The sequence below is a fragment of the Fusobacteriaceae bacterium genome, from assembly GCA_031272775.1.
Taxonomy (GTDB): Bacteria; Fusobacteriota; Fusobacteriia; order Fusobacteriales; family Fusobacteriaceae; genus JAISST01.
The window spans coordinates 58,513-71,825 of the sequence record JAISTB010000007.1 but is presented as its reverse complement, the minus strand read 5'-3'; the positions used below and the strand labels follow the sequence as shown (position 1 = coordinate 71,825).

At 55.9% G+C, this 13,313-nt stretch carries 9 protein-coding genes; 7 read left to right on the top strand and 2 right to left on the bottom strand.

The features are described 5' to 3' along the window. Nucleotides 1–53: 53 nt before the first annotated feature. A complete protein-coding gene (locus LBQ97_02035) occupies nucleotides 54–1,034 on the bottom strand; it encodes a D-cysteine desulfhydrase family protein (protein ID MDR1831498.1) in 981 nt (326 codons plus the stop codon). A 46-nt stretch (nucleotides 1,035–1,080) separates the two neighbouring features. Further along, a complete protein-coding gene (gene ybaK, locus LBQ97_02030) occupies nucleotides 1,081–1,551 on the bottom strand; it encodes a Cys-tRNA(Pro) deacylase (protein MDR1831497.1) in 471 nt (156 codons plus the stop codon). A gap of 200 nt (nucleotides 1,552–1,751) precedes the next feature. Here ybaK and dusB point away from each other — a divergent pair, with 200 nt between their 5' ends. The 7 genes from dusB (at nucleotide 1,752) to secD (ending at nucleotide 13,312) form a co-directional block, all read left to right on the top strand. Next, nucleotides 1,752–2,726, top strand: a complete 975-nt coding sequence (dusB, locus tag LBQ97_02025) for a tRNA dihydrouridine synthase DusB (protein MDR1831496.1) — start codon at nucleotides 1,752–1,754, stop codon at nucleotides 2,724–2,726. Continuing rightward, a complete protein-coding gene (gene mutS, locus LBQ97_02020) occupies nucleotides 2,719–5,358 on the top strand; it encodes a DNA mismatch repair protein MutS (GenBank protein ID MDR1831495.1) in 2,640 nt (879 codons plus the stop codon). The genes dusB and mutS overlap by 8 nt, the downstream gene beginning before the upstream one ends. Nucleotides 5,359–5,379: 21 nt before the next feature. Continuing rightward, nucleotides 5,380–8,094 carry an LPS export ABC transporter periplasmic protein LptC gene (gene lptC, locus LBQ97_02015; GenBank protein MDR1831494.1) on the top strand — a complete coding sequence of 905 codons (2,715 nt, stop codon included), beginning with the start codon at nucleotides 5,380–5,382 and terminating at the stop codon, nucleotides 8,092–8,094. A gap of 96 nt (nucleotides 8,095–8,190) precedes the next feature. Beyond that, entirely contained in the window at nucleotides 8,191–8,916 is a 726-nt protein-coding gene (gene lptB / locus LBQ97_02010) for an LPS export ABC transporter ATP-binding protein (GenBank protein MDR1831493.1), read from the top strand. Nucleotides 8,917–9,026: 110 nt separating this feature from the next. Then, a complete protein-coding gene (gene alaS / locus LBQ97_02005; protein ID MDR1831492.1) occupies nucleotides 9,027–11,636 on the top strand; it encodes an alanine--tRNA ligase in 2,610 nt (869 codons plus the stop codon). Between the two features lie 4 nt (nucleotides 11,637–11,640). After that, nucleotides 11,641–12,108: a Holliday junction resolvase RuvX gene (ruvX, locus tag LBQ97_02000; GenBank protein MDR1831491.1), complete on the top strand. Its 468-nt coding sequence runs from the start codon at nucleotides 11,641–11,643 to the stop codon at nucleotides 12,106–12,108. Beyond that, a complete protein-coding gene (secD, locus tag LBQ97_01995; protein MDR1831490.1) occupies nucleotides 12,089–13,312 on the top strand; it encodes a protein translocase subunit SecD in 1,224 nt (407 codons plus the stop codon). The genes ruvX and secD overlap by 20 nt, the downstream gene beginning before the upstream one ends. Nucleotide 13,313: the final 1 nt, after the last annotated feature.

The window sequence follows — 13,313 nt, the reverse complement described above, 5'->3', positions numbered from 1 at the left end:
AGAGAAAAAAGGCTCGCGCACGGGGCGCGGGCCTTTTTTTCCGCTCGATTCTTTTAGAGACCGAATTCGTCCTGTTTCGGGAAAAGGCCGAAAAGACCGCCCGTATGAATGAACAGGATGTTTTTCGCCTTGGGGAGGTTTCCCTTTTTGATCTCGTGCCAGAGCCCGTAGAGCGTCTTTCCGGTGTAGACCGGATCCACGACGATCCCTTCGGTGGAGGCCACCTTCCGGATAAAAGCGAGTTCCTCCGGGGTGGAAAGGGCGTAACCTCGGCCCACATAGCCGTCGACGATGTGGATATCGGCGGGGGTGAGCGAAAGATCGGGCAAATCGAGATATTTTTTGCTTTCTTCGGCGATTTCCGCGCATTTGCCGACAAAAGAAGCCGCGTTACCGCCGACGCAGACGCCCAGGATGTCCTTCCCCTTCCCTGAAACTTTGTTGGCGGCGCAAAGCCCGGCGTAAGTGCCGCCCGAGCCCGCGGCGCAGACGATGGTGTCAAAGCGGATGCCCATGGCCTCTTCCTGGGCCGTGATTTCCTGAAAAGCCGAAAAATAGCCGAGCATGCCGACGCCGTTGGACGCGCCGCTTGGCATGATATAGCCCTTTTCCCCTTTTTTCGGAAGCCCGGCGGCGATGTCTGTGAGTATCTCCGGCAGGCGCTCGGCGTAGTCTTGGCTTGAGATCAGTCTGATTTCCGCCCCCAGGAGCAAATCCAGGAGATAGTTGCCTTCGACCTTGGGCGCTTCGTCCGAGCGGAGGACGAGGATGGACTTTAGCCCCAGACGAACGGCGGCGGCCGCCGTGGCCCGGCAGTGGTTGGACTGGATGCCGCCGCAGGTGATGAGGGTCGTCGCGCCCTGTTCCAGGGCTTCCGCCACGGCGTATTCCAGTTTTCGGATCTTGTTTCCGGAAAATTCCGTTCCGGTCTGGTCGTCCCTTTTGATGTAGAGTGATTTCCCCAGCTCCGCCGAGAGCTTGGGCAGCGGCTCGATCTTCGTAGGGAAATTGCCTAAGGATAGTTTTTTCAGCATAGGGCCTCCTTGGTGTATGATGGGTTTCGCGCGAAAGCGCGGGGGTTCACAGGACGATATCGGCGCAGACGGCCTGAAGGTGCGCGGCCAGGTCCTTGGGGGAAAGTTCCGCCTGAAGACCCCGCAGGCCCGCGCTAACGAGAATTTTTTCATGGCGGAGGGCGCTTTCATGCAAGAAGGTTCGGTGACGCTTCGTGATCCCCACAGGGGAGCAGCCGCCCCGGAGATAGCCCGTCATCGGGAAAAGATCCTTCAGGGGGAGCATTTCGACGCGCTTTACGCCGGCCGCTTTGGCCAGTTTTTTGAGATCCACGGAATCGGCGCCGGGGATGCAGGCCACGAGCATTTCCCGTTTTTCATCGGTCAAAACCAGGGTTTTGAACACCCGGGCGAGATCCTCGCCGGTCTTGAGGGCCACGGAAGTCGCCGAGAGATCGTTTTCGTCGACGGCGTATTCTCTTGTTCCGTAAGGGATTTTCGCCCGGTCCAGCTCTCGCAGGGCGTTTGTCTTTTTCATGTTTCCCACATCCTTTCGGGGATCGGCGGCCAAAATCGCCGTGACGCGCCGTTTCGCCCATTATATCACAAAACGCGGAAAAAAAGAAGCCCCGAAAAAGAGAAAAAAGCAAAAAAACTGCCGGAAAACATTGAAAAAAACCAATAAATGTGCTAAAATCTATAGTTAGTATCGTCAAAATTCGCGAGGAAACTTTTTCTATGATCAAAATTTTTACGGCGCCCATGGCCGGTGTGACCGATTATACGTACCGCGGCATATTGCGCCGCTTTTCGCCTGATATGACCTGGACGGAAATGATCAGCGTCGACGCCATGGCCCACGGATCCGAAAAGACCTTGGGGAAAATGCTCCGGCGACATCCGGGGGACGGCGTGCAGATCTTCGGGCACGACCCGAAACTGGCCGCCCTTTGCGCGAAAAAGCTCACGGAAATGGGCGTCAGAGATATTGACTTGAACGCGGGCTGTCCCATGAAAAAAATCGTTCATTCGGGAAACGGCGCGGCGCTCATGGCCGATCCCGACCTTGTCCGGGCCATCCTTTCGGAAATGAAAAGCGCGGCGGGACCCGACGCGCGACTTTCGATCAAAATCCGGACCGGAATCCGCGGCGAAAAAACCTATCTCGCAATCGGAAAAATCGCCGAAGAGCTGGGCCTGACCCATGTGACGCTCCACGGGCGCACCCGGGAGCAGCTGTATACGGGCGCGGCCGATTGGGACTGCGTACGGCGGCTCAAGGAAAGCGTTGCTATCCCCGTGATCGGAAACGGCGACATTTATACGGTCCGGGACGCCGTTGAAAAAATCGCGTCGTCCCATGCCGACGGCGTCATGCTGGCCCGCGGCATTTTGGGCAATCCCTGGCTCATCGGGGACATCCGGACATATTTTGAAACAGGACGCGAAAGCGAAGAAATATCGGCGTCGGAAAGAATCGCCATGGCCGTGGCGCATACGCGGCTGACCCGGGCGGACAACCCCGGCGCGCCCTTTGTCTACGAGCTCCGGAAACACCTTTGCTGGTATCTCAAAGGGCTCCGGAACAGCGCGGTCCTCAAAAACCGCCTGAACCGCATGGAAGACTACGGGGAAATCGAAGCCGCCCTTGCGGCCTATGCCCGGGAGCTTGAAGCGGAAAACGTCACAAACGAGGAGTCCCGCCATGCCTGAGGAAACCCCGCTCATGAGGCAATATAAGGAAATCAAAGCGCAACACAGCGATTGCCTGCTGTTTTACCGCATGGGCGATTTTTATGAAATGTTTTTTGAGGACGCCGTGACGGCCTCCCGGGAACTGGGCCTGACGCTCACGAAACGGAACAAGGAAAAAGGGATCGACGTGCCGCTTGCGGGCGTTCCCCACCACGCGATCGGGGGATATCTCGCGAAACTTCTGGCCAGAGGCTACAAGGTCGCCATTTGCGATCAGACCGAAGATCCGCGTTTTGCCAAAGGGATCGTCAAACGGGCCGTGACCCGGATCGTGACGCCCGGGACGATCATAGACCCCGAATACCTCGATGAAAAAACAAACAACTATCTGCTCGGGATAAAGCTCACGGAGACGACGTGCGCCCTGGCCTGGGTAGACGTCACAACCGGGGAATTTCGGGCCGCGGAGCTCAAAGGGGCCAATCTCTTCTTCAGGCTTTTGGGGGAAATCAACAAAATCAAACCCCGGGAGATTCTCCTTGAGGAAAAAACCTACGGCGCCTACGCCGGAAAATTGGCGGGCGCGGCCGCCCTGGATAACGTGACCACGGGCAGCCGGGAAGAAGTGAAAGACGCCGCCCGCTATATCAAAGACTGGTTTCACGTGGTTTCCGTGGAAAGCTTCGGCCTTGCCGGAAAAGCGGAGGCGCTGTCGGTCAGCGCCATGCTGCTGTCTTATCTCGACGAGCTCCAGAAGGGAAACGCGCTCCCCGTCGAAAAAATCGTCTACACGAATCCCGACGGGCTCATGGAGCTAAACGTCAACACCCAGAAAAATCTTGAACTCTTCGAAAGCTATCGGGAAAAGGGAACTTACGGGACATTGATCTGGGTTCTCGACCAATGCGTGACAGCCATGGGCTCCCGGCTCCTCAAGGTATTTTTGAAAAATCCGGTCCTGGACCGGGGAGAAATCGAAAAAAGACAAAGGGAAACGGCCTTTTTCGTCGATGACGTGATCCTGCGGGAAGACGTCAGAAAGGGCCTCAGGGAGATTTATGACATAGAGCGGATCATGGGAAAGCTCGTGCTCGGAAACGAAAACGGCAAGGACCTCACGGCCCTCAAACTCTCGATCCGGAACGCCCTGGCCCTGGCTGAAATCCTGAAAGACAAGCTGAGTTTTCCCGTGGACGCCCAAGGCTTGGGGGCCATTGCCGACGTCATCGACCGGACCCTCGTGGAGGATCCGCCCTTTTCCGTGCGGGAAGGGGGCATGATCAAAGCGGGCTGTGACGCGGAATTGGATGAGTTACACGACATTTCCCGAAACGGCAGGGACTATCTCGCGGAGCTGGAAGCGAGGGAGCGGGAAAAAACCGGCATCAAGGGTCTCAAAGTCAAATATAACAAAGTGTTCGGCTATTTTATCGAAATCACCAAGACAAACGAAAAACTCGTCCCGCCCGAATACATCAGGCGGCAGACGCTGGTCAACGCCGAGCGCTACACGCTGCCCGAGCTGAAGGACCTTGAGGAAAAAATCCTTTCGGCCGACGAAAAGACGGCCGAGCTGGAATATACCCTGTTTAAGGCGCTGACCAATGAAATCAAAACCCATCGGAAGGAACTGCTCGACCTCGCCTACCGGATCGCCTGGCTTGACGTCATCGCGGATTTTGCCCATGTGGCCGTGAAAAACAACTACACGCGGCCCGAGATCGTCGAAGGCACGAGCCTTTCCGTGACGGGAGGGCGCCATCCGGTCGTGGAAAAACTCATTCCCCCCGGGGAATACGTCAAAAACAACGTGGAATTCACGGCGGAAAAAAAGCTGATTATCCTGACCGGACCCAACATGTCGGGAAAGTCCACCTACATGAAGCAGATCGCGCTGATCCTCATCATGGCCCATATGGGCTGCTATGTGCCGGCGGACGCGGCGCGGATCCCCGTGACCGACAAGATCTTTACGCGGATCGGGGCCAGCGACGACCTCCTTTCGGGGCAGTCGACATTTATGCTGGAGATGAGCGAGGTGGCCAATATCGTCAACAGCGCCACGGAAAGCTCCTTTATCCTCCTTGACGAAATCGGCCGCGGAACGTCAACCTTTGACGGAATCTCCATCGCGACCGCCATTACGGAATACATTCACGAAAAAATCAACGCCAAAACCATCTTCGCGACCCACTATCACGAGCTGACCCAGCTGGAGGAAAAACTCCGGCGGGCGGCCAATTACCGCATAGAGGTCAGGGAAGCGGGGACGGAGATCCTGTTTCTCAGGGAAATCGTCAAGGGTGGCGCCGACAAGTCCTACGGCATCGAAGTCGCTAGGATGGCGGGCCTTCCGAGGGAGATTCTGCTCCGGTCCCGGGAAATCCTCCACAAGCTTGAGGACAGAAAAGAACTGATCGAAAGCCGGATAGACGGCAGTCAGCTCCAGCTCTTTGAAGCGGCGGATCTGCCCGGATCGGGAACCGGCGACTACGGACGCCTGCGGGAAAGGGAAGCGGAACGGTCCCGGGAACGGGAGCGGGAAACAAAGGAAAGACTTGTCCTTTCGCTCCTCAAGGATACGGACGCCGACAATCTGACGCCCTTGGAGGCGCTGATGAAAATCAGCCAGTGGAAAAAAATGCTCTGACAAGCGGAAGTGATGCGGGCCATGAGAAAAAAAACAATCGCCATAGCGCTTTTTCTGATCGCGGGAATCCTCGTGTATTTCAATTATTTCCGGGAGGAAAATCTGCCCGACGACGCCAACCAGCGGATCGAGACCACAAACGCCGTCTACGAAAACGAGGATTACCACGTGACGGCCGCGAAACAGACGGATTTTCTCAAATCCAAGGACACGTTTTTTGCCGACGGAGAGCTGAAACTCCTGAAGAAAGGGACGATCCTCCGGGCGGACAACATGGAGATGGACAAGGAAAACAACGTGAGCCTGAGAAAAAATATCGAGGGCGAAAGCGAAAGCGGCTGGCGGCTCAATTCGGAGCAGCTTTACTATCACAAAGCCAAAGACGAGATCAGCTCCGACGAAGGGGTAAAGGCCCGGGACATGAACCGGGACCTCTCGATTTCCAGCAGGCGTTACCGAAGTGACGCCAAGGTGACGTTTATGGAAATGCGGGAGGACGTCGAGATCTCGACCGGAAAAGTGACAATCACCGGCGACAGCGGGGATTACAGCGACAAGACGAAGGAGCTTGTCCTTTCGGGAAAAATCGAAGTCAGCGGCTACGACAAGGACAACAACAGCATAGGCGGGGAATTCAAACGCCTGTATTATCATATCGGGACAAAACAAATCCGCAGCGAAGATCCCTTTCACCTGCTGTACCGGGGAATCCGCCTGAACGGCGGCAGACTCGTCATGAACGAGGCCGACGAATCCTTTGAGATCACGAAAGACGTGAGCTTTGAAGGGGGCGGCTACACGATCCGGGCCGAGAGGATCCGGCGGGGACCCATGGGGGATATCGTTTACATCGACGGTCCCGTCTCGGGCGGAAACGCCGAATACGGCATGAAGGCACAGCGGGGGGAATACCGGATTTCCGAAAAAAAACTTTATCTGCTGGGAGAAGACGGAAAATTGGAGCTCACTTCGGCCAAAGGGGAGAAACTCCAGGGAAACGAGATCATTTTTGACAACGACAAAAATACCGTGGAGATCAAAGCCAAAGACAAGGTCCGCTACCAATCGGTCGAGGGCGAATTATGTACAAAAAATATCGTTTATGACCTGACGGCGCGGGTAGCCACGATCGGGAATCCTTATACCTTCGCGGGACCCCGCTGGGAAAGCGAGGGCAAAGCGGCCCTCTACCGGGCCGACGAAAAGGCCGGGGAGCTCTCCGGCGCGTGGATTCTGGATAAGGAGAAGCGTCAGCGCGTCGAGGGGGAGAAAATCACGGCGGACCGCCTGAAGGAAACCTATATTCTCGACGGCGCCGCTTATGTCGAAAACGACAGCTATATTTTGAGGGCCCCCTATGTGGAATATCACGAGAAGGGGACCGATTCCCTGATTCGGGGCGACTACAGCGTCTACATGAAGAAAAAGGAAATGACCTACAAAGGGACAGACGCCCTTTATAACGCCGAAAAAGGCGAGTTTATCGATGAAGGGGACGTCAGGGTCAGCGGGAAGAATTTCGAGGCCTACGGCCGCGACCTCACCTACAGCGAGGAAAGCGGCTACGGCGACGTGGGGAGCAGGATCCTTATCGAAAACGCCCAGGGCACAAAGATTATCGCCGAAAAATGTACATTTTTGAAGGATAAGGAAATCCGGATCACCGGGGCTGTCACGCTGGAAAATGAAAAAATCTACGCCGAAACGACCAACGGCGTCTATGATCTCACGACGGAGCTGGTGACGCTACCTGACGAGATCCGGGCCAAAAGCCGCGACGGGAGTTTCGCGGGGACGCTGCAGGGCGGGATCTACGACAACAACAGCGCGCTCTTCAAGGGAAAAAGCCTTGTGGCCGACTATGAGGCGTATCACATTACCGCCGACGAGGCCTGGTATGATTTTCCGGGAGAAAAGATGACGCTTTCGGGAAACGCCGTGATCCGGAGCAGAGCGGTCCCGGGCAATGTCCTCCAAGGGACGCGGCTCATCTACTATAAGAAAACGGAAGAAATCGAAGCGGAAGCGGGATATACGGCAAGCTATGAAATCTATAAGGCCAAAGGGGATCGGCTCCGCTACGGAAAGCAAAGCGGGGAGTTGGCCGGAAAGCCCATCGCAATTTCCGGGCAAAACGGGGACTTTCTGGAAGCCGACGCCATAGCGGGCAGGCTATCGGAGTTGCGAATGGATTTTACCGGAAACGTCACCGCAAGACGGACGACAGACGGAGAAACGACAGATTTTGCGGGCGGAACAGCCCGGGTGTTTCTCAAAAAAGAGGGGAAAAATTATGTCCCGGCCCGCGTTGAGGCCGAAGAAAGCGTGAGTCTCAAACAAAAGGAGCGGGAGGCCTACGCGGAATATCTCGAGTATCAATTTGAGAAAAAGCGGCTTTACGCCAAAGATCAGGTAAGAGTGCTGGGCTCCGATGAGAAAAACGGGCTGTCGGAAGCGGAAGGGCATATCTTGAACGCCGATATTTTGCAGGAGACGGCGCTCCTCACCGGAGACGTCAAATTGAAAAACACCGCGAAAAACGGGGACGTGTCCACGGGGTCGGGAGACCGGGCCACGCTCCATTACGGACGTAAAGAGGCGGAACTCATCGGAAACGCGCGCTTGGAGTCGCCGGAAGGGATTGTCGCCGCCGACCGGGTTTTCTACGAATTTTCCGGACGCAAGGCCAAAGCCCGGGGCAATGTGTATATGGAGTACAAGAAGAAAAAGAACTGAGAAAAAAAGAACTGAGAAAAAAAGAACTGAGAAGAAAAAATGAGAAGGAAAAAAGATCAAGAGAGCATTAATTGAAGAGCGGGGACGGGGAAAAACATGAGAAATCTCGAAGCGCAGGGACTCTGCAAGAGCTATAAAAAAAGACGCGTCGTGGACAATGTGGATATCGAAGTCCACAAAGGAGAGATCGTGGGGCTTTTAGGCCCCAACGGCGCCGGAAAGACGACGACCTTTTATATGATTACCGGCATCATCAGGCCCGACGCCGGACGGGTCCTCTGCGACAACGAGGAAATTACGGATATGCCGATGTACCGGCGGGCCAATATGGGCATAGGCTATCTCGCCCAGGAACCTTCGGTCTTCCGGAACCTGACCGTGGAGGAAAATATCCTGGCGGTTCTCGAGATGAAGGGCCTCCCTAAGGCCGAACAGAAGGAGACCATGGAGCGGCTCCTTGAGGAATTCAAACTCTTGCAAGTCAGAAAATCTTACGGCTATTCCCTCTCGGGCGGGGAAAGACGGCGGATCGAAATCGCCCGGACCATCGCCAACAATCCGAGTTTCATCCTGTTGGACGAACCCTTCGCGGGGGTCGATCCCATCGCGGTGGAGGATATCCAAGAGAGCATCCGCTACCTGAAGGGAAAGGGACTGGGGATTCTGATCACGGACCACAACGTGCGGGAGACGCTGACGATCACCGAAAAGGCCTATATTATGCACGAGGGAAAGATCCTTATGAGCGGCACCTCGCAGGAGATCGCGGGAGACGAGCGGGCGAGAAAAGCCTATCTCGGCGACAATTTCCGGCTCGAATAGGACCCGGCAGAAAGCGATTGACGGAGACAAAAGGGAAGACAAAAAGAAAAAAAAACAAACGATAAAAGGCAAAGATAAAAACAAGAGAAAAGATCAGGAGGAAATGAAAATTGCTGACAGGGAATGAAATCAGGAGCAAATTTATAGAATTTTTCGAAAAGCACGGACACAAGCACTTTGAGAGCGCGTCCTTAATTCCGGACGACCCCACGCTGCTTCTGACCGTGGCGGGCATGGTCCCCTTCAAGCCTTATTTTCTGGGCCAAAAGGAGGCCCCCTATCCGCGGGTGACGACCTATCAGAAGTCCATCCGCACAAACGACCTGGAAAACGTCGGTCGGACCGCCCGGCACCACACGTTTTTCGAGATGCTGGGGAATTTTTCCTTCGGCGATTATTTCAAAAAAGAGGCCATCCTCTGGTCTCTGGAATTTGTGACCGAAGTCCTGGGCATCGACAGAAAACGACTCTGGGTCAGCATATTTACCACCGACGACGAGGCCGAGGACATCTGGATCCGGGAATGCGATTTCCCCAAAGAGCGCATCGTGCGTTTCGGGGAAGAGGACAACTGGTGGTCGGCGGGTCCCACAGGCTCCTGCGGCCCCTGCTCCGAGATCTATGTGGACTTGGGGACGGCCTACGGCGGCACGGAAAATTCGCGGCTCGGAGATCCCGACTGCGACAGCCGCTTTATCGAGATCTGGAATCTTGTATTCACCGAATACAACCGCCTCGAAGACGGCCATTTGGAGCCTCTTCCGAAGAAAAATATCGATACGGGGGCGGGCCTTGAGCGGATCGCCGCTGTCGTTCAGGAAAAACCCAACAATTTTGAGACGGACCTGCTGTTTCCGATCCTCGAGGAGGCCGCAAGACTGACCGGAAGCGCTTACGGGAGGAGCGAACGGGACAATTTCTCCCTCAAGGTCATTACCGACCACGCCCGGGCCGTGACCTTTCTCGTCAACGACGGGGTGCTCCCCGCCAACGAGGGACGGGGCTACATCCTGAGAAGGATCCTGCGGCGGGCAGTCCGCCACGGTCGGCTTTTGGGGCAGCGGGAGCTTTTCCTGTACAAGATCGTCGACAAGGTCGTGGAAATCATGCGGGACGCCTATCCGGACCTGCCGGGAAACCGCGATCATGTAAAAAAGATTATCCGGATCGAAGAAGAAAAATTTTCCCGGACCCTCGACCAGGGGATCACGCTGGTCGAGCTGGAAATCGAGCGGCTCAAGGCCGAAAAAGCAGTTAAGATGGAAGGGGAAATGGTCTTCAAACTCTACGACACCTACGGTTTTCCCTATGAGCTCACCGAGGAAATCTGCCGGGAAAAGGGCATCCTCGTCTCCCGGGAGGAATTCGATCGTAAAATGGAAGAACAGCGCGAAAAGGCGCGTCTCGCCCGAGAAATCGTCTTTGAGCAGGGACAGGACGCCTTTTTGGAGGCTTTTTACGACAAATACGGCGCGTCCCGTTTTACGGGCTATGAGACGCTGACGGACACCGGAAGGCTCCTCCACGTCAAGGACGCCGGGGATGGCGCCGTGCAAATGATCTTCGACCAGACGCCATTTTACGCGGAATCGGGCGGTCAGCACTGCGACGCCGGCAAGATCACCGGGGAAGGCTTCGAGGGGACGGTCCTCGATGTGCAAAAGCAAAAAGGGATCTTTATGCACAAGGTGGCCGTGGAAAAGGGAAAACCCGTCGCGGGCGCGGAATATTTCCTCGAAGTCGACGAAATGACACGCCTTGCCACGATGAAAAACCATTCGGCGACCCATCTGTTGTTTAAAGCCCTCAAGCTCATCCTGGGCGACCATGTGCAGCAGTCGGGCTTTTACGCCGACAAAGAGAAACTGCGCTTTGACTTCAATCATTATGACGCTTTGACGGAACGGGAGCTCGAGGAAGTGGAGATTTTGGTCAACATCAAGATCGCCCAGGGGATTCCGGTCCACGTGGGGCATATGTCGCTGGAAGAAGCGAAGAAAGAAGGCGCGGAGGCGCTCTTTGAGGATAAATACGGGGACGTCGTGAGGGTCGTCAGCGCCGGGGACTTTTCCAAAGAACTCTGCGGCGGCACCCACGTCGATAACACGGCCCGGATCGGCTTTTTCAAGATCGAAAGCGAAAGCGGCGTTTCGGCGGGGATCCGCAGGATCGAGGCCCTGACGGGCTTAAACGCCTACCATGACGCGGCCATCAAAGAAAAGATCTTGGACCGGATCGAAAAGACCATGAAGACAAACGCCATGAACGTCAGGGAAAAAATTGACGAGATGCTCGACAGAATCCGGGCGGGCGAAAAAGAAATCCTGAACCTCAAGACAAAACTCTTCAAATATGAAATCGAGGACCTCGAAAAAGAGGCCGGAATCCGGGGCGGAGCGAAAATTTTCATCGGCAGTTTCCCCGAAAAATCCATTGAGGAACTGCGCTACGCCGTGGATTATCTCAAAGACCGGCATGAGAACGCCGTGATCTTCCTCGCGTCAAAGACCGACAAAGCGCTGTTTGCGGCGGGCGTGACCAAGGGGCTCACGGGCGTGATCAAGGCCGGGGACCTCGTCAAAAAAGCGGCCCAGACCGCCGGAGGAAACGGCGGCGGCAGACCCGATTTCGCCCAGGCCGGCGCAAAGGATCCCGGGATGATCCCCGAGGCCCTCAGGGAAGTCCGCCGGATCATCGACGACGCCTTCGGCCGGGGGTGAGGCCGTGGGGAAAAAATACCTCGGTCTCGATATCGGAGACGTTCGGATCGGCGTCGCCAAATGCGACGCTATGGGGATTGTGGTGACGCCCCTTGTCGTGATCCACAGGACGAAGGAAAAAGCCGTCGGGCGGATCCGCGAAATCTGCCTTGAGGAAGGGATCGCGGATATCGTGGCGGGCATACCCAAAAGCCTTGACGGGACCGAAAAAAGGCAGGCGGAAAAAGTGCGGGCCTTTCTCGCGAAACTGAAAGAGGCCATGCCGGAAGCCCGGATTTATGAATGCGACGAGCGCTATACGACCGTCGCCGCGGACAGGATATTGAACGAAATCATGGAAAAAGGCGCGCCGGAAAAAAGAAAGCGCATTGACAAGCTGGCGGCGGCCCTGATCCTGGAAAATTTTCTGGAACAAGAACGGACAAAAAACAAATTACGGATTGGAGGAGAACATGAAGAAACTATGGATTAAACTGCTGTTTGTGGTCATTGTGGTCGCGGGCGCCCTCTACCTCGCGCTGCACAAGCCCATCAAGCAGGGCCTTGACTTGAAAGGGGGGGTCTATGTCGTACTGGAGGCCGTCGAGGATGAAAATACCAAGATAGACGCCGACGCCATGCGCAGGCTCATGGAAGTCATCGACCGCCGGATCAACGGGATCGGCGTCGCGGAATCGGAAGTGCAGCTGGCGGGGAGCAACCGCATTATCGTAGAGCTGCCCGGGATCCAGGACACGGAACAGGCCGTCAGAATGATCGGAAAGACCGCCCTTTTGGAGTTTAAACTGAAAAACGACGACGGGACCCTGGGCGAGACGCTTCTGACCGGAAGCGCCCTCAAATCTGCTTCCGTCACGACAGACGAACTGGCCCGCCCCGTGATCAGCTTTGAGATGAACCAGGAAGGGGCCGAAAAATTCGCGGTCATCACGAGAGAAAACATCGGAAAGCAGCTGGCCATTACCCTTGACGGCGTGGAGCAGACCGCGCCCGTGATCCAGAGCGAGATCCCCAGCGGCAGGGGCCAGATCACCGGCCGCTATACGCCCGACGAGGCCAAGGCCATGGCGACGCTGCTCAACGCCGGCGCTTTGCCGATCAAGGCCGAAGTGGCCGAGACGCGAATCGTGGGGGCTACCTTGGGAGAAGAGTCCATCGCCCAGAGCAAACGGGCCTCGATTCTGGCCATGATCCTGATCTGCGTCTTTATGTTGTTCTTTTATCGCCTGCCCGGTATTGTGGCGGACTTTGCCCTGGCCATCTACGGGATCATCACGATCGGCGTTCTCAATTTTATCGACGCGACGCTGACGCTTCCCGGGATCGCGGGACTCGTGCTCTCGGCGGGCATGGCCGTCGACGCCAACGTCATTATTTTTGAGCGGATCAAGGAGGAACTGGGCCACGGAAACAGCATCCTGAACGCCATCAACGCGGGGTTCAGCAAGGGTTTCGTGTCGATCTTCGACTCCAACATCACGACGTTGATTACGACAGTAATCCTCTTCACCTTCGGCACGGGGCCCATCAAGGGCTTTGCCGTAACGCTCGCCATCGGCGTTCTGGCTTCGATGTTTACGGCCATTACGATCACAAAAGTGCTGCTTTTGATCTTTGTCCGCACCTTCAACCTGCGCGACATCAAATTCTTCGGCGTGGTCAAGGAGGAGGCGTAAC

Bases quoted from the DNA above. Each gene is read 5' to 3' on its own strand.
- mutS (MDR1831495.1), top strand. From the start codon at position 2,719: ATGCCTGAGGAAACCCCGCTCATGAGGCAATATAAGGAAATCAAAGCG.
- ybaK (MDR1831497.1), bottom strand. From the start codon at position 1,551: ATGAAAAAGACAAACGCCCTGCGAGAGCTGGACCGGGCGAAAATCCCT.
- LBQ97_02035 (MDR1831498.1), bottom strand. From the start codon at position 1,034: ATGCTGAAAAAACTATCCTTAGGCAATTTCCCTACGAAGATCGAGCCG.
- dusB (MDR1831496.1), top strand. From the start codon at position 1,752: ATGATCAAAATTTTTACGGCGCCCATGGCCGGTGTGACCGATTATACG.
- secD (MDR1831490.1), top strand. From the start codon at position 12,089: ATGAAGAAACTATGGATTAAACTGCTGTTTGTGGTCATTGTGGTCGCG.
- lptC (MDR1831494.1), top strand. From the start codon at position 5,380: ATGAGAAAAAAAACAATCGCCATAGCGCTTTTTCTGATCGCGGGAATC.
- lptB (MDR1831493.1), top strand. From the start codon at position 8,191: ATGAGAAATCTCGAAGCGCAGGGACTCTGCAAGAGCTATAAAAAAAGA.